The following is a 23,079-nucleotide window of genomic DNA, read 5'->3' as shown; positions in this document are numbered from 1 at the left end:
GACGCCTTGACCGGGAAGCTCATCGACGCCACGACGGCGCTGCACTGCCCGCACGGCGGACGGATCTCCGCCGCGAGCGGCTCTTCGGCGGTGCGGGTCGACGGCCGGCAGGCGCGCACGGCCGCGGACGTGTTCACCGTCATCGGCTGCCCGCTGATGATCAACGGCCACCGCGATCCGTGCCTGACCGTGCGGTGGAACCCGCCGTCGCAGGCGGTGCTCGTCGACGGAGTTCCGCTGCTGCTGGACTCCACCGACGGCCAGTGCTTCGGAGCCGACCTCGTTCCGCGCGGACGACCGGTGGTGCGCGGCGGTTCGGAGGTGAGCAGCCGGTGAACCGCATCGACATCGCCTTCCCGTACCGGATCGACCGGCGCGGCCGCACCGCGCGGGCCGGTCACGACGAGCACGTGCGCGACCTCCTCGAGCAGGTGCTGTTCACCAGTCCCGGCGAGCGGGTGATGCGGCCCGATTTCGGCTGCGGGTTGCTGGACGTGGTGTTCGCGCCGAACAGCCCGGAGCTGACCGCGACGCTGGAGCTGTCGGTGCACGCGGCCGTGGAGCGCTGGCTCGGGGAGCTCGTGGCGATCGAGTCGCTGGACATCGAGGCCGACGCCGAGACGGTGCGGGTCGGTCTGCGCTACCGGGTGCGGGCCACCGGTTCCCGGCGCGAGGACGTCTTCGAAGGGCGGGGTGTGGCGTGAGCGGCGACGAACCGATCTGCCGCACCGACGGCAGGCGCGAGAAGGTCCGCGAGCGTCACCTTGGCGGTGTCGACGCGGTGGAGGCCGCCGAGGACGGGCGCATGCTGGTGGTGACGTTCATCGGCAAGGCGCCGCGCGGGGTCGGGCCGGAGAACGTGCGCATCGACGGCGGCAGGCGCGTGACCGGGATCAGCGCCGTGCGGGTGTCGGTGGAGCGCGAGGACGACCCGGAGCTCGACGACCTGATGCGGGTCACCGTGGACCGCACCGGCGACACCACCCGCTACCGTCTGTCCATCGTGGACACCGATCCGCACGGTCGCCCCGGGACCGAGCCGTTCCCGGGCTTCGACCAGCGCTACTTCAGCGCGGAGTTCACCTTCCGGCCCGGCGGTCCGACGCCGTTCGACTGCGCCGAGCAGGCCCCGTGCGAACCCCAGGTGCCGCCGGCGCCGCTGATCGACTACACCGCGCGGGACTTCGACGCGCTGCGCCGGGTGCTGCTGGACCGGCTGGCGCTGACCACCCCGGCCTGGACCGAGCGCTCGGCCCCGGACCTGGGCACGACGCTGGTGGAGCTGCTGGCCTACGCCGGTGACCAGCTCAGCTACCAGCAGGACGCGGTCGCCACCGAGGCCTACCTGGACACCGCGCGGCGGCGGGTGTCGGTGCGCAGGCACGTGCGGCTGATCGACTACCCGATGCACGACGGTTGCAACGCCCGCGCGTTCGTGACCGCGGCGACCGCCGAGGACGTGGTGCTGGAGCCGGGCACGTTCCGCTTCGCCGCCATCGACCCGCGCCCGCGGGGCCCGCACGACCCGCCGGAGCCGGGCCCGGTGCTCGACGAGGACGCGCTGGCCGGGCTGGACGACCGGGACGCGGTGGAGATCTTCGAGCCGGTCGGCGACGAGGCCCTGCCGCTGCGCCGGGCGCACAACGAGATCCGGTTCTGGACCTGGGGCGACGAGCTGTGCCGGCTGCCGGAGGGCACGACGTCGGCGACGCTGCGCGACGAGTGGGCCGACGAGTCCCGCACCGAGCGGGAACTGCGGTTGCGGCCCGGGGACCTGCTGGTGCTGGAGGAGGTCCGGGGCGCGCGCACGGGCACGCCCGGCGACGCCGACCCCGCGCACCGGCAGGCGGTGCGCCTGACGACGGTGACGCCGCTGGTCGACGAGCTGCTGGACCAGCCGGTGCTGGAGGTGACGTGGGCGCGGGAGGACGCGCTGACCTTCGACCTGTGCCTGTCGACCCTCGGCGGCTTCGACTGCGCACCGGTGCCGGACGTGAGCGTGGCGCGCGGCAACGTCGTGCTCGTCGACCACGGGCGCCTGACCGGCCCGGACACCGCCGTCGTGCCACCGGAACCGGCGGTTCTCCCCTCCTGCGAGCCGGGTTTCGGCTGCGCGGGCACGGGCGGCAACCGGCCCGCCGAGCTGGTGGGGGCGCTGGTCGACAAGACCCGGCGGCGGACGCTCACCGCCTCCGACGTGCGCGAGCTGCACGAGGTGTTCGGCGAACCGGCGACCACCCGGGCCGGGATCGGGCTGGAGAACGCCGGGCGGCGCCGCCAGCGGGTCGTGCCCGCCACCGCCCACGCGCAGGCCGAGGCGCTGCGCGCGCTGCTGGCCCGGTCGGTGTACCCGGGCATCGCACCGCGCTTCCGCCCCGCGCTGTCCCGCTCCCCCGTCGTGCAGGCGGTGCCGTTCCCGGCGCCCGAGCACATCGCGGAAGGGCAGGCGGCGCGGCTGGCGGCGATCCCGGGCCGGGTGCGGGCGCGGCTGGTCGAGCTGTGGCGCAGCGCCCGCGACGACGGGCTGTCCGACGACGAGATCGACGAGCTCACCACGCTTTTCGGTTCCCGCTTCGCCGACGCGCTGCACGAGCGCCCGGTGCCGGTGCTGCACGAGCTGCTGCACCGCAGCGACGAGCTGCTGGCCACCCGGCGACGCCGGCTGGACGTGCTGACCGCGCGGGCGCGGGCAGGCACGGTGCTCGGCGCCGACGTCGCCTGGGAGATCGCGCACGGCTGGGGCCTGCCCTACGCCGAGGGTCTGGAACCCGCCGAGCCCGTGCTGCACGGCCCGGCCACCGCCGTCGCCCAGGACCCCCGGGCCGCGCTGCCCGCCGTGCGGGTGCACGACGGCGAGGCGGTGTGGACGCCGCGGCGGGACCTGCTCGACTCCGGGCCGCGCGACCGGCACTTCGTCGGCGAGCTCGACGACGACGGCGAGCTGGTCCTGCGCTTCGGCGACGGGACCTGCGGCGCGGTGCCGAAACCCGGTGCGCGGCTGGAGATCCGCTACCGGATCGGCGGCGGCAGCGCGGGCAACGTGGGTGCCGAGGCCATCAACCACCTCGTGCTGCGGCCCGCCGAGTCGGGTCGATTACCGGCGGCGACGGTGCGCAACCCGCTGCCGGCCGTCGGCGGCACCGATCCCGAGCCGATCGAGCAGGTCCGCCAGCTGGCACCGCTGGACCTGCGGCGCACCCGGCTGCGCGCGGTCACCGCCGAGGACTACGCTGCGCTGGCCGGGCAGGTCCCGGGGGTGCAGCGGGCCGCCGCCGAGCTGCGCTGGACCGGCAGCACCCAGCAGGTGCAGGTGGCCGTCGACGCGTTCGGCACCAGTGAGCCGGGTCCCGTCCTGCTCGACGAGGTTCGCGACCACCTGCGGGAATTCCGCCGCATCGGGCACGAACTGGTCGTGCGGCCCGCGATCCGGGTGCCGCTGGACGTCGCGCTGCGGGTGTGCGCGGCGCCCGGACACCAGCGCGGGCAGGTCATCGCCGACCTCAAGCGAGTCTTCGGGCGCGGGCCTTCCGGGTTCTTCCACCCCGACCGGCTCGGTTTCGGCGAACCGGTGCGGTTGAGCGCGCTGGTGGCGGCCGCGACCGCGGTGCCCGGGGTGATCGACGCGCGGGTGACCCGGCTGCGGCGGCTGTTCGAACCCGACGGCGGCGAGCTGGACGCGGGCCTGCTGCGGGTGCGCGGCCTGGAGGTCGCCTGCTGCGACAACGACCCCGAACACCCCGAGAACGGCGTGTTCGAGCTGGAAATCGGAGGTGAGCGATGAGCTGCGCCTGCGGCTGCGGAGGCCACGACGAGCGCCGCGCACCGGTCCGGCCGCACACCCCGCCGGGCCGCACCGAGCTGGACCTGCGGGTCGGCGAGCACGGCACGTTCCTGGCCGCGATGCTCGACCGGCTCGCCTCCCCCGCGCACCCGGCGCTGCGGGCGCTGACCGTGCGCACCCCCGACGACCCGTCGATCGGCCTGCTCGACGCCGCCGCGGTGCTCGGGGACCTGCTGACCTTCCACTCCGAGCGCATCGGCGACGAGGGCTACCTGGGCACCGCCGACGACGAGCGCTCGCTGACGATGCTCGGCCGCCTGGTCGGGCACCGGCCGCGCCCCGGCGTCGCGGCCGACACCCACCTGGCCTACACGATCGACCGGGATCCGCGCGGCGAGGACCCGCCGGTGCTGATCCCGCGCGGGGCGCGCAGCAACAGCGTGCCCAGCGCGACCGAGGGCGAGCCGCAGACCTTCGAGACCTCCCGGGATCTCACCGCCCGCTGGTCGTGCAACCGGCTGCGGGTGCGCAGGCGCAGGCCCGCGCTGCTGACCGCCGAGGACCTGCGGCAGCGCTCCGAGCTGTTCGTGGCCGGAACGGCTCTGGCCCTGCGGCCGGGTCAGAAGCTGCTGTTCGACTTCGGGCGGGAGAAGCCGCTGCTGCCGGTCGGCGAGGTCCGGGTGGACCGCGAGGACGACGTCACCGCGATCACCCTGCCCCGGTCGCCGAAACCGACGCTGGGTGAACTGCTCGCCGAGCTCGGCCAGTGGCTCGCCCCGGCCACCGGCGAACCGACCCCGGAGCACCCGAACCCCCGGCCCACCAGCGCGCTGATCGACGGCGTCGAGGAGCAGGTGCTGGCGCCGCTGCGCGGTGAGCTGCCGGGCATCATCTCGCCCGCGCAGCTGGCGCAACGGCTGACCGCGCCGCTGGAGCGGCTCGCCGAGGCCGAGGTGCTGGCCGAACCGCACCCGCGGGTCGCCGACTGGTTCGCGCGACTGCGCGCGGTCGTCGCCGAGCTCCGCGAGCGGGCCCTGGAGCTGGCGCCGGTGGCGCCGCCGACCCCGCCTCCGGCCACGCCCGACTCCCCCGCCCAGCGGCTGCTGCGGGCCCTGCCGTCCCGCGAAACCGCCGAGGTCCCGGGCAGATCCGCTCCGGAACCCCGGCGGGGTGCGGTGCGGCACGCGCCGCCCGGGGTGCTCGGCGAGCTGCTGGCGATGCGGGTGACGGCCACGCCGTTCGGCGCGACCGCGCCGCTGCAACCGGTGCAGGACGAGCAGGGCCGGGTGGTGCGGCAGACCGACTGGCCGCTGCCGGGCGCGACCCGCACCGCCGTGCGCATCGCGATGGACGCGGCCGGGAAGGAGCTGGTGCGCGCCGAGTTCCAGCGCACCGAACCCGCGGGTTCCTGGCAGCACGTCGAACCGCTGCCCGCCGACGAGGTGTCGTTCGAGCTCGGTTCCGGGCGCGTGGAGATCTCCAGCCGCCAGGAGGCGATCCTGAGCAGGCTGGGGTTGCGCAACGGCGAGCAGCCGCCGGGCGTGCTGGTGCGGCTGCTGCCGCAGCTGCCCGCCTGCGCGGTGTTCGTGTCCCGCCCCGACGAGCAGGGCCGGGTGCGGGTGACCGTCCGCAATGGCGCGCCGCTGGAGCTGGACCTGGCGCCGCAGGAGCAGAAGACCTCGCCGTTCGGCCCGTACCAGGTGACGGTGCGCTACGGGGCGGGCAGCGAACCGGCCAACGTCGAGATCGCGCTGTCGACCGCCTCCGAGGCCGCCGGCCGGACCTCGCTACCGCTGGACGGGGTGCACGACGAGATCACCGCCGGGAGCCGGGTCGTGGTGGAGCGCCCGCGCAAGGGCGCGCCCGGCGGGGTGCCCGGCGACGCGCGGCTGGCGTACGTGGTCACCCAGGTCGTCCAGGTCGCCACGATGTCCCACGCGCAGTACGGGATCACCGGCCGCGGCACGGTGCTGACGCTGGCCGACCCGTGGCTCGACGAGCACGACACGCAGCTCTCGCACATCCGCGACACCACCGTGCACGCCGGGGGCGAACCGCTGCGGCCCGCCGACGAACCCGTCGAGGAGGACCTGCGCGGCAACACCGTCGAGCTCGCCGACCTGCACGAAACCCTGGAGCCGGGACGGCACCTCATCGTGTCCGGCGAGCGCGCCGACGGCCCCGGTCACGCGGCCGAGGTCGCCGTGATCGACTCGGTCGAGCACGGCGCCGACCCGGCGCTGCCCGGCGACCACGAGCACACCACCGTCACGCTCACCGAGGACCTCGCCCACCGGTACCGGCGGGATTCGGTGGTGGTGCACGGCAACGTCGTGCCCGCCACGCACGGCGAGAGCCGCGACGAGACGATCGGCAGCGGCGACGCGGCCCGCACGCACCAGAGCTTCACGCTGTGGCAGGCGCCGCTGACCTGGCTGCCCGCCGACAACCCGCTCGGCGCCACGCCCACGCTGGAGATCCGGGTCGACGGGCTGCGCTGGCACCCGGTGGACAGCCTCGCCGGGCGCGGCCCGGACGAGCGGGTCTACGTCACCGGCAGCACCGCCGACGGGCGCACGACGGTGACCTTCGGCGACGGGGTGCACGGGGCGCGGCTGCCCACCGGGCACGACAACGTCCGCGCCCGCTACCGGTTCGGCACCGGCCGGGCCGCCAACGTCGGCGCAGGCCGCATCACCCAGGCCGTGACCCGGCCGCTGGGGGTGACCGCGGTGACCAACCCGCTGCCGGCCACCGGCGGTGCCGACGCCGACGGTCCCGCGCTGACCCGGCGCACGGTGCCGCTGGCGGTGTCCGCGCTGGACCGGCTGGTGTCGGTCCGCGACTACGAGGACTTCGCCCGCTCCCGCGCGGGCGTCGGGCGGGCCTCCGCGCGCCGCGTCGTCGACGGCGGGCGCGAGGTGCTGCACGTGACGGTCGCGGGCGTCGACGACATCCCGATCGGCCCGGATTCCGGGCTGCTGCGGTCGTTGCGCGCCTCGCTGCTGGACTACGGCGACCCGGGACTGCCGGTGCGGGTGGCGCCGCGCGAGCTGGTGCTGCTGGTGATCTCGGCGAAGGTCGCGCTGCTGCCCGACCACTCCTGGGAGCGGGTCGAACCGCGCGTGCGGCAGGCCCTGCTGGACGAACTCGGTTACGCCGGACGGGAACTCGGCCAACCGGCGCTGCTGTCGGAGGTGCTGGCGACCGTCCAGTCCACCCCCGGCGTGCGCTACGTGGACGTCGACGTGTTCGGCGGGGTGCCCGCGGCGGTGACTCCCGGGCAGCGGGCGTCGCTGGGCGAGGCGCTGACCGAGGTCGCCGCGGCGGTGCCCGCGCGGCCGGCCGAGCGCACCGAGGAGCGCTACCGGGTCTCCGGTCCGGGCGGCGAGACGCTCACCGCGATCGCCGCGCGCCACGGCATCACCGTCGCCGAGCTGCTGCGGCTCAACCCCGACATCACCGACACCCGGCCGCTGCCGCCGGGGCGCGTCGTGTTCACCCACCGAGGCGTCCGGCCAGCCCAGCTGGTGCTGCTGGCCCCGGACATCGCCGACACGCTGATCCTCACGGAGGTCCGATGAGCAGGGATCCGGACGCGCTCGCCCGGCTGCTGCCCGAATGGCACCGGATGCGCGACGCCGACCGCGGCGAGCCGCTGCGCGCGCTGCTCGACGTCATCGGCGAACAGCTCGACCGGGTGCGCGACGGCGTCGAGCAGCAGTACGACGACTGGTTCGTCGAGACCGCCGCCGAGTGGGCGCTGCCCTACCTCGGTGAACTCGTCGGATATCGCGGATTGCCGGGCTACGAGCGGGTTTCCAGCGCGGGCCTGCGCGACGGCGACGACCCGGAGCGGGCTCGGCGGCGGCTGGCGGAGGCGCTGGCGCCGCGCCGCGACGTCGCCGCCACGGTCGGGAACCGGCGCCGCAAGGGAACTCTCGCGCTGCTGGAGGAACTGGCCGCCGACGTCGCGGGCTGGCCCGCGCGGGCCGTGGAGCTGTCCCGGCTGGTCGCCCACCACCAGCCGGTGCGGCTGCTCGGCGAGCACGTGCCGGCGCACGGCGCCACCGCCGATCTGCGCGACGGGGCGGCGCTGGACCTGGCGACCGGGCCGTTCGGCTCGGTGGCCCGCAGCGCCGACGTGCGCCGGGCCGACTCGCGGTACCGGCCGGGCGGTCTCACCCCGGCCGGGGTAGCGCTGTTCGCGTGGCGGCTCACGGCGCAGCCGGTGACGCGGGCGCCCGCGCACTGCCTCGACCGCACCCACGGCCACTACACGTTCTCGGTGCTGGGCAACGACACGCCGCTGGTCACCAAACCGGTGCCCGAGCCCTCCACCAGCCACATCGCCACCATCGACAACGTGCCCGCGCGGCTGCGGCGCAGGCAGGTCGCCGACCGGCTCGCCGACCACTACGGGCCGGGCAAGAGCTTCGCGCTGCACGTCGACGGCCGGGACGAGCCGGTGCCGCCGTCGGCGATCGTGATCGCCGACCTCACCGGCTGGCGCTACCGGCCGCGCTACGGGCAGGTCGCCGTCGACCCCGAGCTGGGGCGCATCGCCTTCAACGCCCGCGAAGCCCCGCACGAGGGCGTGTCGGTGACCTACCACCACGCGTTCTCCGACGACCTCGGCGGCGGCGAGTACCCGCGCGACCCCGAAACCCCGCCCGGCGCAACGCTGTTCCGCGTCGGACCCGGTCTGGAGCACGAGCGCATCGCCGACGCCTACCGGGCCTGGCGCGAGCTGCCGCGCGGCGTTCCCGGCGTCATCGAGATCGCCCACAACGGCGCCCACCACGAGCAGCTCGACCTGCGGCTGGGCACCGGCGACCGGCTGATCATCCGCGCGGCCGAGGGCCACCGCCCGGTGCTGCGGCTGCCCGACACCTACAGCGACCGGCCCGACGCGCTCACCGTCCACGTCGACGGCCGCACCGGCGCGGACCGGCCGCGCGTCGAGCTCGACGGGCTGCTCATCACCGGGCGCGGCATCCGCGTCACCGGCCCGCTGGGCGAACTCGCGCTGCGGCACTGCACCCTCGTGCCCGGCTGGTCGCTGGAGGCCGAGTGCGAGCCCCAGTGGCCGGCCGAACCGAGCCTGCTGCTGGAGCGCACCACCGCGTGCGTGCGCATCGAGCGCAGCGTCGTGGGCAGCATCAGCGTCATCGGCGACGAGGTCAGCACCGATCCGCTGCCGATCCACGTGCGCGACAGCGTCGTCGACGCCACCGCCCGCGAGCTGCCCGCCGTCTCGGCGCCCGACTGCCGGCACGCGCACGCCACCCTGCACCTGCACCGCTGCACCGTGTTCGGCGAGATCCACGCCCACGCGGTGCGCCTCGCCGAGAACAGCGTCATCACCGGGCTGCTGCGGGTCGCCCGCCGCGGCGTCGGGTGCCTGCGCCACACCTACGTCCCGCCCGGATCGCGCACCCCCGAGCGGCACCGGTGCCCGGCCGATCTCGCCGACGTGCGACCGGTTTTCGCCTCGCACCGCTACGGGACGCCGGAGTACGCGCGGCTGGCCGACGGGTGCCCGCCGGAGATCCGCCGCGGCGCCGAGGACGGCTCGGAGCTCGGCGTGTTCCACGACCTGCACGAGCCGCAGCGGGAGGACAACCTGCGGGCCCGGATCGCCGAGCACACCCCCGCCCGCTGCGACGCGGGCCTGATCTTCGCCTTCTAGAGAGGACTCGTCATGCACGCAGATCTGTCCCGCATCAGCTTCCACCCCGAGCGCGGCTACTCGGCGGTGGTCGCCCAGCAGGGCCGCGTCACGCTCGACGCCGACGTCAACGAGCAGATGCTCACCCAGCTCCTCCAGCACCGGACGGCGCTGACCGACCTGATCGGCCAGCACGGCGGGCCGGAGGGCTCGGCGGGCTTCAAGATCGCGCGCCTGCCGGGTCGCAACGGGCTCGACGACCTGTCGATCGGGGGCGGCCGCTACTACGTCGCCGGAATCCTCTGCGACGCCACCAGACCTGAACCGGGCGTGGCCGTGCCCGACGAGGGCGCGCCCCCGCCCGCCCCGGCGCAGCCGGAGACCTGGACCTACTGGGACCAGCCGAACGCCTTCCGCGACCCCGAGATCCCCGAGGACCGGCTGCCGGCCGAGCTGCCGTACATGGTGTACCTGAAGGTGTGGGAGCGGGTGGTCACCGCCGCCGAGGACCCCGATCTGCGCGAGGTCGCGCTCGGCGCCGAGACCTCCGCGCGGCTCAAGGTCGTCTGGCAGGTGCTGGCGCTGCCCGCCTCGCAGCTGCGGGTGCGCAACGCCGACGCCTCGGTGGAGGCGCTGCAGGACGCCTTCGACGAGTGGGCCCGCGACCGCACCGCCAAGGGCGCCCGGATGGCCGCCCGCGCGCAGCGCCCCGACGACGCCGACGACCCGTGCGTGCTGCGGCCCGACGCCCGCTACCGGGGCCCGGAGAACCAGCTGTACCGGGTGGAGATCCACGAGGGCGGCCCGGCGTCCGAGGCGACGTTCACGTGGTCGCGGGAGAACGGGTCGGTGGTGTTCGCGGTCGACGAGCTCGACGGCGCCTGGGCGAGCCTGGCGACGCTGGGCGGTGATGCGAAGCTCGACCTCGACGTCGGCGACGTCGTGGAGTTCACCGACACCGCCCGCACCAGCCGCGGCGAACCCGCCGAGCTGCTGCGCGTGGAGGAGCTGGACCTGCCCGAGCGCCGCGTGCGGCTGTCGGCGGAACCGGAGCTGGGCCACCGCCCGGAGCTGCACCCGATCCTGCGCCGCTGGGACCACCGGGAACCGCGCGGCGGCAGGCCGATGCGCGGCGGCGCTCTGCCGGTCGAGGAGGGCCGGTGGATCGGGATCGAGGACGGCGTGGAGGTCTTCTTCAACCCCACCGATCCGGAAGGCCCGGGCTACCGCTCCGGCGACCACTGGCTGGTGCCCGCCCGCACCGCCACCGGGGACGTCGACTGGCCCACCGACCCGGCCGACCGGCCGCTGCTGCAGCCGCCGCTGGGCGTGGTCGAGCACTACGCCCCGCTGGCGTGGGTGGCGAGCCCCGAGCAGACCGTGGACATGCGGCTGACCTTCGGCATGACCCAGCCCGAGGCCCGCCGGTGAGGTCTCAGCCGAACTTGGGCGTTCCCACCGAGAACGGCGTGCCGAACGGGTCGTGGAGCTCGGCGATGCGGCCGTAGGGCATGTCGTAGGGGGCGCCGGCCGAGCCTCCGGCCTCCGCGGCGCGCCGGGCGGTCGCGTCGGCGTCGGCGACCATGAACAGCGTTCCCCAGGCCGAGGACGTGGCCGCCGGGTCGCCGAGGACGCCGCCGATCTCGTGGCCGTCCGGGCGGCGCAGGAACGTGAAGTCGTCGTCGCCCAGGTAGCCCTCGCTGTCGAGCGCGAAGCCGAACACGGTCGCGTAGAACGACCGGGCGGCACCGGGGTCGGGGGTGACGAGGTCGTTGCGCAGCAGCGCGTTCGGCTCGTTTCAGCTCTTGATCGGCGACCAGGACCGGATCCAGGTGCCGGGGTTGCTCAGGTCCGGGGTCGCGGTGGCGTTGCGGACCACCGGCACCCGCATGAGCATCCCGAAGTTGCCGGAGTCGCCGAACCGCGACCGCAGGATCTCGTGGTTGCGGGCGCGCAGCAGCGGATCGGTCAGGCACCGGACCGCGCCGAACCCGCCCCGGGTGAACACCCCGCTGCACAAGGTCAGGCTGCGGCGGGCGTCGTAGGGGTTGGGGAAGCGCGCGAGCAGGCCGACGTCCTCGATCAGCCGGTCGCCGTGCAGCGTCGGCCGGTACTGCCGTCCCTCGTCGGCGACCTCGAAGATCTCGCCCTGGCCGACGTCGTCGACCTCGATCTGGCGCACCGGCAGCCCGAACCGCACCTGGTGCCGCATCGGGTTCATCGTGGGACTGCCCAGCAGCACCAGGTGCGCCTGCATGTCCTGCGGGTCGATCCGGCGGGCGATGTCGAAGCGCACGTCGACGTCGGGGTTGAGCGCGCGCACGTGGCCGTAGAGCTCGATGAGCGAATCCCCGTCGGCGTAGCTGGACATCCCGATGTAGTTGCGCCGCTCCGGATCGGCCAGCGGCGAGAGGTTCCGGGCGGGCACCCGGCCGGTGAGGATGCGCACCGGGCCGCCGTCGGGGAACCGCCAGAAGTCCGGCACTTCGACGGGTGCGGCCGGGTCCGCGCGCAGCCGGTCGAGCTCCTGCTTGAGCACCGCGCGGGCCCGCCGCGCCTCCTCGCCGAGGGACGCGGGCGACGGGATCTTCCCGCTGCGGGTGGGGTTCTCGACGGCGAAGAAGGTCGCGTAGTCGCCGAGCCGGGACGGTGGCGGGACCTTCACCCCGTTCTCCCACTGCGAGACGCTGGAGACCGCGACGCCGAGCACGCGGGCGAGCTCGCCCTGCTTGAGGCCTCGCTCGCGGCGCAGTTGCCGCAGTCGCGCGCCGAGCTCGGACCGGCCCGCCATGTGCGCCTCCTTCAGGTGCGGGGTTGCCACTCGTAGAGCCGGTTCGCCGGGTTCTGCAGGTCCGGGGTGCCGGTGACGTGGCGCATCACCGGCACCCGCATCAGCAGCCCGAACCGGTTGAGGTCGGCGACGTTGTCGTTGAGGTGAGCCAGGTTTCGCTCCCGCAGCTCGAGGTCGGTCAGGCTGCGCACCGCGCCGAAGCCGCCCCGGGTGAACACCCCGCTGCAGAAGGTCAGGGTGCGGCGGAGGTTGTTCGGGTTCGGGATCCGGGCGAGCAGCCCGACGTCCTCGACGAGCTGGTCGCCGCGGAAGACCGGGGTGAGCCTGCGCTCGCCGTCGATCTCGAACACCGAGCCGTCGGCGATCCCGTCGTCGGGGACCTGCCGGACCGGCCACTCCGCGGTCAGCCACTCCACCCACGGGTTCGTCGCCCCGCTGCCCAGGAACACCAGGTGCGCGCGCAGGTCGTCGTCCCCGAGGTCTTCGAGCCGGATCTCGACCTGGGAGCGCGGGTTCGCCGCGCGCACGTGCCCGAACAGCTCGACGGCGGCGTCGAGGTCGGCGCAGCGGGCCAGCGACAGGAAGTTCGGTTCGCCGGGATTTCCCAGCGGGGACCAGTGCTTCTGGGAGAGCCCGCCGGTGACGATGCGGACGGGTCCGCCGTCGGGGAAGTGCCAGAAGTCCTGGCGCGCTTCGGTTTCGCCGGGTTCGTCGGAGGCGGTGCGCATCCGGTCGAGCTCCTGCTTGAGCCGCAGCCGCTCCTCGCGCTGCTCGCCGGTCAGCGCGTTCTCCGGCGGCAGGCCCTCGGAAACGGCTCCGGCGGCGAAGAACGTGGCGTAGTCGGCCAACCGGGTCGGCGGCGGCAGCTTCGCCCCGCTCTCCCAGGAGGAGATGCTGGAGACGGCGACGCCGAGCGCTCTCCCGAGCCGGAGTTGCGTCAAGCCGCGGGATTCGCGCAGGTCGCGGAGCCGCGCGCCGAGCTCTCCGGTTCCGATCTGGCTCCCGGGACGAGCCATCAGGACGTCTCCTTCACCCTGGTCGGGGAATTTCACCTGATTTCACTGAAGCTGCGAAGACCTGCAGATACTGGCACTCCGCACGTCGAGCGGCAAGTCCTGCGAAAGCAGGGAGATTGACGCTCTGTTGAGGTAATCGCATACTGATCGTGGCGTGTTTCACCCGGTGAGGAGAACTTCAACGGAGAAGTGAAATTTCACCGCCGGGAGGCGTCAGAAGCGCCTGGGGCCACGGCTCGGAACGCGCGGCCGGCGGATCGCCGGCCGGACATGCGAACGCCCCCGGAATTCGTTTGGCCACGACCGGGGGCGCTGCGCGGATCCACGATCACCCTCACTACGGGCACAACCCGTGAAGGGAGCTCGCCATGTTCACGATACTCCCGGCGGTGCTGTCGGCAAACGACCCACCGGTCGTCACTCCCGACTCGATTTCCACCGTCCTGCAAGGAATGTTCCTCGGTGTGCTGGTCGCGCTGGCCGCGGCCGCGGTGGTGCTGGGCCGGGCGCTGTCCGGCGTGGCCGCCCTGGCGCGCTCGGTGCTCGGCCCACCCGCGGCCGTGTTCACCGTCCTGTCGGTCCTCGCTCTCGTGCTCATCGCGGGGAACGCCGGGGCCAGTCCCTGATCACCGTCCGGCCGACACCAGGCGGACCCCGCAACGCTCGGGTCCGCCCCCGGTGCGGTCGGCGCCGTCAATCCCCCGACCTGCGCATTCACCCGACCGGCAGCATCGGCGTAACGGATCGGAACCGCCCCTCCCGATTTGTCCGGACCTCATTGCGCAGGCCAGAACGCTCGATTACGTTCCCGCCCATGCCTGCCGCGACCTCCTCCGCATTCCGCTCCGTCCCCGACATGCTGCGCGACCGCGTGCGGCGCTCCGGGGACGGCGAGGCCTTCCGCTACCCCGACGGCGACCAGTGGCGCACGCTGACCTGGTCGCAGGTGTGGGAGCGGGCGAGGGCGATCGCGCTGGGCCTGCACTCCCTCGGGGTCCGATCGCAGCAGCGGTGCGGGATCCTGGCCGGGACGCGGATGGACTGGATCCTGGCCGACATGGGCGTGATGTGCGCCGGTGGCGCCACGACCACGATCTACCCGACCACCACCGCCGAGGGCTGCGCCTACATCGTCGCCGACTCCGGTTCGGTGGTCGTCTTCGCCGAGGACGACGCGCAGATCGCCAAGCTGCGCGAGCAGCGCGCGAACATGCCCGAGCTGACCCGCGTCATCACCTTCGACGGCACGCCCGACGGCGACTGGGTGCTGAGCCTGGCCGACCTGGAGGCGCGGGGCCGCGAGCTGGCCGAGTCCGAGCCGGAGCTGTTCGACGAGCTCGTCGACGGAGTCGGCATCGACGACCTGGCCACCCTGATCTACACCTCCGGCACCACCGGCAACCCCAAGGGCGTGCGCCTGGCGCAGTCGAACTGGGTCTACGTCGCCGAGGCCATGCACGAGACCGGCGAGATGTCGGCCGAGGACGTGCAGTACCTGTGGCTGCCGCTGTCGCACGTGTTCGGCAAGGTGCTGCAGGTCGGCCAGATCCGCACCGGCTACCTGACCGCCGTCGACGGCCGGATCGACCGGATCGTGGACAACCTCGCGGTGGTGCGGCCGACGTTCGTCGCCGGGGCGCCGCGGATCTTCGAGAAGATCTACAACAAGGTCGTCATGCAGGCCAAGGAGGGCGGCGAGCTCAAGTACAAGATCTTCCGCTGGGCCTGCGCGGTCGGCCTGGAGATCTCTCGCCTGCAGCAGGAGGGCAAGCAGCCCGGGCTGGGGCTGAAGGTCCAGCACGCGATCGCCGACAAGCTGGTGTTCTCCACGCTGCGGGAGAAGTTCGGGGGCAGACTGCGGTTCTTCATCTCCGGCAGCGCCGCGCTGGCGCCGGACATCGCCCGGTTCTTCCACGGCGCGGGCGTGCTGGTCGCCGAGGGCTACGGGCTGACCGAGACGACGGCGGCCAGTTTCGTCAACCGCACCAACGACTTCCGGATCGGCACCGTGGGCCAGCCGCTGCCCGGCACCGAGGTGCGCATCGCCGAGGACGGCGAGGTGCTGCTGCGCGGTGGCGGCGTGATGCGCGGGTACCACAACATGCCGGAGGCGACCGCCGAGGTGATCAGCGGCGACGGCTGGTTCCACACCGGCGACATCGGTGAGCTCGACGAGGCGGGCCGGCTGCGGATCACCGACCGCAAGAAGGACCTGATCAAGACCTCGGGCGGCAAGTACGTGGCGCCGCAGTCGGTGGAGGGCAAGCTCAAGGCGCTGTGCCCGTACCTGAGCAACGTGGTGGTCTTCGGCGACAAGCGGCCGTACTGCACGGCGCTGGTGACCCTCGACGAGGAGTCGATCGTCGAGTGGGCGCAGGCCAACGACCTCGCGGGCCTGTCCTACGCGGAGCTGGCCGCGCACGAGAAGGCGCGCGAGATGGTGGCGGCGGCGGTCGAGGACCTCAACGCGACGCTCAACCGGCACGAGACGATCAAGAAGTTCGCGATCCTGCCGCGCGAGCTGACCATCGAGCACAACGAGGTCACGCCGAGCCTGAAGATCAAGCGGAAGGTCGTGGCCGACAACCACGTCGACGCGATCGACGAGCTCTACCCCAACACCGTCGAGACGATCTAGCCGCGGGCTCGAGGGCCGCATCGAGGGGCCAGAACCCCCCGATGTGGCCCTTTCCTCCGCGGGAAGAGGCTCGCACCATCTACAGGTGTGTCGAGGCTCGGACGCCTGTGGAAGGGAGCCGTGCGCACCTGGGAGGTGTGCCGGGAGGCCGAGGAACGCAGGCAGCTGCTGTGCCGCCCGTGGGAGGAGGAGATCCTCCACTGGTCGCGGCAGGAGGACGGCTGGGTCCTGCACGGGAAGTACCCGCCGCCCGACACGCGCTGGCGCTACGGCTCCACGAAGTGGGGCTGGTGCCCGCGCCGGGACGGATGATTCGGACGAACCGGGGCGTTCCGCGGGGTTTCACTACTCCGTGTGAGTGTCGTCGGTTGTGCCTACCCGCAGGTAGCCCTACTGTACAGGAATGAACAGGACTGGACAGGTTCCCTTCGGGAAACGTGACCGGTTGATCGCCGAGCTCACCGAGCAGATCCGCTCGGGCAGGCTCGCGCGCGGCGAGCAGTTGCCGGGCGAGAACCAGATCGCGGAGACCTACCAGGTCAGCCGCGGCACGGTGCGCAGCGCGCTCTCCGAGCTGCAGCGCCAGGAGCTCATCGCCACCCGCAGCGGCGTCGGCTCGTTCGTCACCTTCGACGGCGTCACCCTGGACCAGACCGTCGGCTGGGCCACCGCGCTCGCCGACTCCGGATTCGACATCAGCACCGAGCTGCTGTCCATCGAACGCACCACCGATCCCGGTCTCACCGAGCGCTTCGGGCTCACCGAGTTCGTCGCGATCCGCCGGCTGCGCCGCGACCGCACCGCCGGGCCGGTGTCGGTGGAGACCTCGCTGATCCCCGCCACCGGCGAGCTCCGCGAGCTGCCCGAGAAGGGGCTGCTCGACGGGTCGATCACCGCCACCCTGCTCTCGGCCGGGCTGCGCTCCGGGGCGGGCGATCAGGTCATCGGCACCCAGGCGCTGTCGGCCGACATGGCGGCGCTGCTCGAACGCCCCGAAGGAGAGCTGTTCCTGCAGGCGGTGCGCACCAGCGTCACCGCGGGCGGCGAGCTCGTCGAGCAGGTCACCAGCCTGCTCGACCCGAACCGGTTCCAGTTCCACCTGACGTTTGGCCGCCCATGAGCACACGCGACCGCGCGCTCGGCGCGTTCTACGGACTGGCGATCGGCGATGCCCTGGGCATGCCGACCCAATCGATGTCCCGCGAGGACATCGTGACCCACTACGGCTTCATCCGGTCGCTGCGCGACGCCGTCGCCGAGCAGCCGATCTCGCCGAACCTGCCTGCGGGCACCATCACCGACGACACCGAGCAGGCGGTGCTGGTCGCCGACCTGCTCGTCGGCGGCGCCGGGACGATCGACCCGATGGTCTTCGCCAAGGCGCTGCTGGACTGGGAGGCCGGGATGGTCGCGCGCGGCCTGGCCGACCTGCTCGGCCCCTCGACCAAGCGGGCGCTGAAAATGCTGGAATCGGGCGCCGATCCGGACGAAGCGGGACGCAACGGCACCACCAACGGCGCGGCCATGCGCATCACCCCGGTGGCCATCGCCACCGCGCCCGAGCTCGACGGGCTCGTCGACGCGGTCGTGGCCGCCAGCAAGCTCACGCACAACACCAACATCGGCATCGCGGGCGCCTCGGCGGTGGCCGCGGCGGTCTCGGCCGGGATCGACGGCGCATCCCTGCCCGACGCCCTGGACCAGGCCGAGCACGCCGCCGCGCTGGGCGCGCGCAAGGGCTGGTGGTGCGCGGGCGGCGACATCGCCTGCCGGATCCGCTGGGCCCGTCGCTGGGTTCGGGGCATGGACCGGACCACGCTGTCCTACGCTGTCTCCAAGGTCATCGGAACGTCCGTCGCCGTCCAGGAATCGATGGTCGCGGCGTTCGCCCTCGCCGAGGCGCTGGGCGACTCGCCGGTGGAGGCCCTGACCACGGCCGCGGGACTGGGCGGTGACACCGACACGATCGCCGCCGTGCTCGGCGCGATCCTCGGTGCGCAGCACGGGCTTTCCGGTTTCCCGGCGGATCTGCTCACCCCGGTGCGCGAGGTCAACGAACTCGACCTGGAACCCGTCGTGGACGGTCTGCTCGAACTGAGGAAGTCCGGCAGCTAGAAGGAGAGCGCATGGTCCGCGAGGCCACTGAGCCTGCAGAGAGCGCACTGGAAACCCGCGGCATCGAACCGGTTCCGGAGCACGAGCGGACCGGGCACCCGATGCAGCTGTTCTGGGTGTGGTTCGCCGCCAACATCTCGATCCTGGGCTTACCCCTGGGCGCCACCCTGGTCGCCGAAGGCCTGGCGTTCTGGCAGGCCGCGATCGTCGCGGTGATCGGCTCGGTCGGCTCGTTCGCGATCGTCGGCGTGGTCTCCATCGCCGGACGTCGCGGCGGCGCACCGGGTTTGACGCTCTCCCGCGCGGTCTTCGGGGTGCACGGCAACGCCGGGCCGACCTTGGTGTCGCTGATCTCGCGGCTCGGCTGGGAGACGGTCAACACCACCACGGCCGCGTTCGCGCTGCTGTCGCTGTGCACGATCCTGTTCGGCACCGCTGGGGACGCCAAAACCGTTCCGGTGCTGACGATCCTGTGCATCGCGGTGTTCGAGGTGCTGACGATGGTGGTCTCCGGCCTGGGCCACAAGGTGCTGGTGGCCGTGCAGCGCTGGGCGACCTGGATCTTCGGCGCGCTCAACGTCGTGGTGGCGATCAGCCTGGTGGCCACGATCGACTGGCACGCGGTCGGTTCCGCCTCCCCCGCCCCGGTGGGCGTGATGATCGCGGGCGTGGGCACGATCGCCGCCGGGACCGGCATCGGCTGGGCCAACGCCTCGGCGGACATGTCGCGCTACCAGTCCCCCGCCGTCAAGGCCGGATCGCTGGTCGCCTCGGCGGCCGTGGGCGCGGGGATCCCGCTGATCCTGCTGATCTCGCTGGGAAGCCTGCTGTCGGCGGGCGATCCGGCGCTGGCCGACGCCGGGGACCCGGTGGCGGCGATCCGCGCGATGCTGCCGGCCTGGATGGCGGTGCCGTACCTGATCGCGGCGGTCGGCGGGCTGCTGCTGTCCAACCACCTGTCGGTGTACTCGGCGGGTCTGACGACGCTGACGATGGGCGTCAACATCAAGCGGGTCTACGCGGTCGCCGTGGACGTGGTGGTGACGTTCCTCGGCTCGATCTACTTCATGCTGGTCGCCGACAGCTTCTACGACCCGTTCGTCACCTTCATCAGCCTGCTGGCGATCCCGATCACCGCGTGGCTGGGCGTGTTCCTCACCGACATGCTGCACCGCCGCAGCTACGACCCGGCGGGGCTGATGGACATGCGCAGCACCAGTTCCTACTGGTACCGGGGCGGTGTCGAGCCGCGCGCGTTCGGCGCGTGGGCGCTGGCGATCGTCGTCGGATACCTGTTCAGCAGCAACGACTTCTTCACCGGTGTGTTCGCCGAGACGTGGCTGGGCGAGAACGGGCTCGGCTGGGTGATCACCTTCGCCGTCTCGGCCGGGGTGTACGCGCTGCTGGGCGGCGGCCGGAAGGCGGCCGCGTGACGGGCCGCCTGGTGCACACCGGGCAGGTCGTGCTCGACCTGGTGATGCGGGTGCCGTCGCTGCCGCCGACCGGCGGCGACGTGCTCGCCGAGAGCGCGGACCTGCTGCCGGGCGGCGGGTTCAACGTGATGTCGGCGGCCGCCCGCTCGGGCGCCCGCGTGGTCTACGCGGGCGCGCACGGCACCGGCCGCTTCGCCGACCAGGCGCGAGAAGCGCTGCGCGCGGAGGGGATCGAGCTCGCCCAGCCGCAGCAGCAGGACGCCGACAACGGCATCTGCGTGGCGCTGGTCGAGCCCGGCGGCGAGCGCACTTTCGTCACCGGTGTCGGCGCGGAGGGACGGCTGCTGCCGGAGCAGCTCGCGCGGGTGCGCACCGAGCCCGACGACGTGGTCTACGTCAGCGGCTACAGCCTGCTGCACGCCTCCAACCGGGAGGCGCTGCTGGACTGGCTCCCGGGCGTGCCCTCGCGGGTGATGCTGGACCCGTGCCCGCTGGTGGCCGACATCCCCGCCGAGGTGCTGGACGCGGTCATGCCGCTCGTCGACGTCCTCAGCTGCAACGCCGCCGAGGCCCGGGTGCTGACCGGTTCCGCGGATCCGGAGACCGCGGCGCGCGAGCTGGGGCCGGCCGCGGTCGTGGTCCGCGACGGCGCGAACGGCTGCGTGCTCTCGACCGAGGGCGAAACCCGCCGCGTGCCGGGCTTTCCCGCGACTCCGGTCGACACCAACGGCGCCGGGGACACCCACTGCGGTGTCCTGGCCGCCTCCCTGCTGGAGGGAACCGGCCCGGCGGAGGCGGCGCGGCGCGCGAACGCCGCAGCGGCCCTGTCGGTCCAGGAGCGCGGACCAGCGACGGCCCCGCCGCGAGCGCGGCTGGAGGAGTTCCTGGCGCGCTAGGGTTCCCGGACGAGTCCGACGCCCGCCCAGCAGCCCGCCCGGTGCGGCTCCCAACCGGCGGGGTCGGCGGGGTCGGGCCGCCACTGCGGGGTCCACACGACTCCCGGGGACACCAGCTCGGTGCCGTCGAACAGCGCCAGCACCTCGTCGCGGGTGCGGAAGGTGACCTGCGTGTCGGCGTTCTCGGCGAAGAACCGCTCGACGCGCTCGGCCTCCTCGGCGCGCTCGTCGGCGGTGAGCGTGGAGATCACCACCGCGCTGCCCGGCGCCAGCACCTCCCGGTACCGGTGCATCCGGGTCTGCTCCTGCGGGGTGATGTAGTGCAGGACGGCCACGGTCAGCAGCGCGACCGGGCGCGAGAAGTCGAGCAGGCTCGCGGCTTCCGGCGAGTCCAGCACGGCGTCGGGGTCGCGGACGTCGGCGTGCACGACCCCGGCGTGGTCGTTGCCCTCCAGCAGGTGCCGGGTGGTGGCGACCGCGACCGGTTCGACGTCGACGTAGAGCACGCGCGCACCCGGCTGCCGGTCCTGCGCGATCTCGTGCACGTTGCCCACGGTCGGGATCCCCGATCCCAGGTCCAGGAACTGGTCGATCCCCTGGTCGAGGCAGAACCGCACCGCGCGCTGCAGGAAAGCCCGGTTCGCCCGCGCGATGAACGGGCCGGTCGGCGCCACGGTCCGCTGGATCTCCTCCGAAGCGGCGCGATCGGCCGCGAAGTTGTGCTCACCACCCAGGTCGTAGTCGTAGATCCGCGCCGCGTTCGGCGTCGTGCAGTCCACCTCGGTCACGTCCACCAGCCACGCCTCACAACCTCGTCGCCAGGCCATCACCCCGAACCTACAACGAACCCACCGCTGGCCTCACGGAGTTGATCCGATTTCAATGGAAGTCGGGCACCCGATTTCCCTAGAAATCGGGGCGAACCGCGGGAGGTGGGGTTGTGATCCGGTTGGCGCGGGAGTCCGATCTGCCGGCGATGCGGGAGATCGAGCGGGCGGCGGGTGCGCCCTTCGCCGAGATCGGGATGGATCTCGTGGCCGAGGACGAGCCGCCGTCGCCGGGAGCGCTGCGGGAGTTCCTGGCGGCCGGGCGGGCGTGGGTGCACGTCGTCGAGGACGCCCCGGTGGCGTACCTGATCGCCGACGTGGTCGACGGCTGCGCGCACGTCGAGCAGGTCTCGGTGCACCCCGATCACGCCGGGCAGCGCATCGGGTTCGGCCTGATCGAGCACCTGGCCGGGTGGGCACGCGACCGGGGACTGCCCGCGCTGACGCTGACGACGTTCACCGAGGTCCCCTGGAACGGGCCCTACTACCGCCGATGCGGTTTCCGGTACCTCGCCGACGACGAGCTCACCCCGGGGCTGCGCGACATCCGCGCCGCCGAAGCCGTGGCGGGTCTGGACGCGTGGCCCAGGGCGTGCATGCGGCGGGAGCTCTGACCCGGCTTGTGGCGGGTCGTCCGATCTTGGAGACTCCGGCGCCATGTCGAAATCCATGCGTTTTGCCCTGTTCTCGGTGCTGGTCGCCGTGGTGACGGCACTGGGCCTGGTCGCACCCGCGGGTGCGGCGCGCGAGATCGAACCACGTCCGAGCACCGAGGAGCTCGCGCGGCAGTTGTTCGACCTGCAGCTGCGCAGCGGCGGTGAGGTGCGGGTGGCGCCGATCGGCGCCAGCAACCAGGGACGGCCGGTGTGGAGCGCACGGGTCGGGCACGGTCCGCAGCGCCTGCTGTTCGTCACCCAGCAGCACGGCGACGAGCCGCTGGGAACGCCTGCGGCCGTGGAGTTCCTGCGCGAGGTCGGTATCGGTAACGACCCGCACCAGCGCTGGTGGCGCGATCAGGTGACCGTCGACGTGGTGGTGCGCGCCAACCCCGACGGCCACGAGCACAACTGGCGCTACAACTACGCTCCCGACGCCGATCCGGAGTACGGCGAGGCGGGCAAGGGATACGACATCAACCGCTACCACGACCCGGCGGTGGCCCCGGAGGACAACCCGGCGACCGAGGCCGGCCTGATCCGGCGCCACCACGCCGAGTTCCGGCCGCACATCGCGGTGGACTACCACATGCAGGGCCGCTACGTCGGCGGCGACGGCCGCGAGATCACCGCGTCCCTGATGTGGCCGACGACCCCGGGTGTGGCGGCCGAACCCCTGACCCTGGCCAAGCAGGTCTCGGTCGTCGCCCGGACCGCGATGGACGCGGGCGGCGCGAACGTCTCCCAGTACCCGGGCGGCGACTACCAGGGCATCGCCCGCAACGCCTACGGCCTGCTCGGCAGCGGCAGCGTCCTCATCGAGCTCAGCGACATGGGCCCGGACCACGAGCAGTCCCAGATCACCTCAGCCCTGACCTCGATGCACGCCATCACCAACGCCACCGCAGACGGTTCCCTCCACAACACCGACCCGGCCGAGGCCGACACGATCCCACCCCGAGGCGAACCCCTCACCCCCTGAGTGACAGCGAAGTTTTCATGAAAACCACCCCCACCCCAAAACCCGTAAAGTTCTCACACAAACCACCGCACTTCGAAGTCGGAGAGTCGCCCACGGCCCCTCCCGTCCCCAGAGGGTGGGAAGTTTTCATGAAAACTGTCACCTCTCAGAGAACGGGAAGTTTTCATGAAAACTTCCCCGGAACACCCAATCCCCGGGATACCGGTGGCGTGGGGTGGTGAGGTCACCGAGGGACGGTTTTTCCTTGAATTGACCGGATGAAACGGACTTTGG

Annotated in this window: 19 protein-coding genes; 15 read left to right on the top strand and 4 right to left on the bottom strand. The window is 73.0% G+C overall.

Translation table 11 applies throughout. The annotated features are described in order from the left end of the window. The first annotated feature begins 6 nt into the window (after positions 1–6). From BM424_RS22775 to BM424_RS22750, 6 genes are read left to right on the top strand one after another with little or no spacing between them, the layout of a single operon-like run. On the top strand, positions 7–336 hold the full coding sequence (locus BM424_RS22775; RefSeq protein ID WP_093421663.1) for a hypothetical protein: 330 nt from the start codon (positions 7–9) through the stop codon (positions 334–336). After that, positions 333–704: a GPW/gp25 family protein gene (locus BM424_RS22770; protein ID WP_093421661.1), complete on the top strand. Its 372-nt coding sequence runs from the start codon at positions 333–335 to the stop codon at positions 702–704. The genes BM424_RS22775 and BM424_RS22770 overlap by 4 nt, the downstream gene beginning before the upstream one ends. Further along, positions 701–3,781 (top strand): putative baseplate assembly protein, encoded by a 3,081-nt coding sequence (locus BM424_RS22765; protein ID WP_245776054.1) that lies wholly within the window; start codon positions 701–703, stop codon positions 3,779–3,781. Before BM424_RS22770 ends, BM424_RS22765 begins: the two co-directional genes overlap by 4 nt. Beyond that, positions 3,778–7,365 (top strand): putative baseplate assembly protein, encoded by a 3,588-nt coding sequence (locus tag BM424_RS22760; protein WP_093421658.1) that lies wholly within the window; start codon positions 3,778–3,780, stop codon positions 7,363–7,365. Before BM424_RS22765 ends, BM424_RS22760 begins: the two co-directional genes overlap by 4 nt. Then, positions 7,362–9,473 carry a hypothetical protein gene (locus tag BM424_RS22755; RefSeq protein ID WP_093421656.1) on the top strand — a complete coding sequence of 704 codons (2,112 nt, stop codon included), beginning with the start codon at positions 7,362–7,364 and terminating at the stop codon, positions 9,471–9,473. Before BM424_RS22760 ends, BM424_RS22755 begins: the two co-directional genes overlap by 4 nt. Positions 9,474–9,485: 12 nt before the next feature. Next, entirely contained in the window at positions 9,486–10,883 is a 1,398-nt protein-coding gene (locus tag BM424_RS22750) for a DUF6519 domain-containing protein (protein ID WP_175548217.1), read from the top strand. Positions 10,884–10,887: 4 nt separating this feature from the next. Here BM424_RS22750 and BM424_RS22745 read toward each other — a convergent pair whose 3' ends face one another. From BM424_RS22745 to BM424_RS22735, 3 genes are read right to left on the bottom strand one after another with little or no spacing between them, the layout of a single operon-like run. Then, on the bottom strand, positions 10,888–11,232 hold the full coding sequence (locus BM424_RS22745; RefSeq protein ID WP_342742645.1) for a VOC family protein: 345 nt from the start codon (positions 11,230–11,232) through the stop codon (positions 10,888–10,890). Positions 11,233–11,250: 18 nt separating this feature from the next. Beyond that, positions 11,251–12,243 carry a helix-turn-helix domain-containing protein gene (locus tag BM424_RS22740; protein ID WP_093421651.1) on the bottom strand — a complete coding sequence of 331 codons (993 nt, stop codon included), beginning with the start codon at positions 12,241–12,243 and terminating at the stop codon, positions 11,251–11,253. An 11-nt stretch (positions 12,244–12,254) separates the two neighbouring features. Beyond that, positions 12,255–13,259 (bottom strand): helix-turn-helix domain-containing protein, encoded by a 1,005-nt coding sequence (locus BM424_RS22735; protein WP_093421648.1) that lies wholly within the window; start codon positions 13,257–13,259, stop codon positions 12,255–12,257. Between the two features lie 368 nt (positions 13,260–13,627). Between BM424_RS22735 and BM424_RS22730 the strand changes: the two genes are divergently transcribed. From BM424_RS22730 to BM424_RS22700, 7 genes are all read left to right on the top strand, one after another. Further along, a complete protein-coding gene (locus BM424_RS22730; protein WP_093421646.1) occupies positions 13,628–13,885 on the top strand; it encodes a hypothetical protein in 258 nt (85 codons plus the stop codon). Between the two features lie 188 nt (positions 13,886–14,073). Continuing rightward, positions 14,074–15,897 carry an AMP-dependent synthetase/ligase gene (locus BM424_RS22725; RefSeq protein WP_093421643.1) on the top strand — a complete coding sequence of 608 codons (1,824 nt, stop codon included), beginning with the start codon at positions 14,074–14,076 and terminating at the stop codon, positions 15,895–15,897. Positions 15,898–15,984: 87 nt separating this feature from the next. Further along, positions 15,985–16,209 carry a hypothetical protein gene (locus tag BM424_RS22720; protein ID WP_139274136.1) on the top strand — a complete coding sequence of 75 codons (225 nt, stop codon included), beginning with the start codon at positions 15,985–15,987 and terminating at the stop codon, positions 16,207–16,209. A gap of 91 nt (positions 16,210–16,300) precedes the next feature. Beyond that, on the top strand, positions 16,301–17,017 hold the full coding sequence (locus BM424_RS22715) for a GntR family transcriptional regulator (protein ID WP_093421638.1): 717 nt from the start codon (positions 16,301–16,303) through the stop codon (positions 17,015–17,017). Beyond that, positions 17,014–18,012: an ADP-ribosylglycohydrolase family protein gene (locus BM424_RS22710; RefSeq protein ID WP_093421636.1), complete on the top strand. Its 999-nt coding sequence runs from the start codon at positions 17,014–17,016 to the stop codon at positions 18,010–18,012. The genes BM424_RS22715 and BM424_RS22710 overlap by 4 nt, the downstream gene beginning before the upstream one ends. 11 nt (positions 18,013–18,023) lie before the next feature. Continuing rightward, positions 18,024–19,445 (top strand): purine-cytosine permease family protein, encoded by a 1,422-nt coding sequence (locus tag BM424_RS22705; protein ID WP_093421633.1) that lies wholly within the window; start codon positions 18,024–18,026, stop codon positions 19,443–19,445. Beyond that, entirely contained in the window at positions 19,442–20,341 is a 900-nt protein-coding gene (locus BM424_RS22700; RefSeq protein WP_093421631.1) for a PfkB family carbohydrate kinase, read from the top strand. Before BM424_RS22705 ends, BM424_RS22700 begins: the two co-directional genes overlap by 4 nt. Here the strand turns inward: BM424_RS22700 and BM424_RS22695 are convergent. Further along, entirely contained in the window at positions 20,338–21,168 is an 831-nt protein-coding gene (locus BM424_RS22695) for an SAM-dependent methyltransferase (protein ID WP_093421628.1), read from the bottom strand. The two genes, BM424_RS22700 and BM424_RS22695, sit on opposite strands and share 4 nt — an antisense overlap. 113 nt (positions 21,169–21,281) lie before the next feature. On the opposite strand from BM424_RS22695, the gene BM424_RS22690 reads away from it, so the two are divergent. Continuing rightward, the gene (locus BM424_RS22690) at positions 21,282–21,782 is read left to right on the top strand and encodes a GNAT family N-acetyltransferase (protein WP_217649802.1); all 501 of its coding nucleotides are present in this window, start codon (positions 21,282–21,284) and stop codon (positions 21,780–21,782) included. A gap of 55 nt (positions 21,783–21,837) precedes the next feature. Further along, a complete protein-coding gene (locus BM424_RS22685) occupies positions 21,838–22,806 on the top strand; it encodes a M14 family zinc carboxypeptidase (RefSeq protein WP_245776053.1) in 969 nt (322 codons plus the stop codon). The last annotated feature ends 273 nt before the right edge of the window (positions 22,807–23,079 follow it).

Source organism: Saccharopolyspora flava (assembly GCF_900116135.1).
Classification (GTDB): Bacteria; Actinomycetota; Actinomycetes; order Mycobacteriales; family Pseudonocardiaceae; genus Saccharopolyspora; species Saccharopolyspora flava.
Note: the sequence above shows the minus strand (reverse complement) of the source record. Positions and strands in the feature narration are given on the sequence as shown.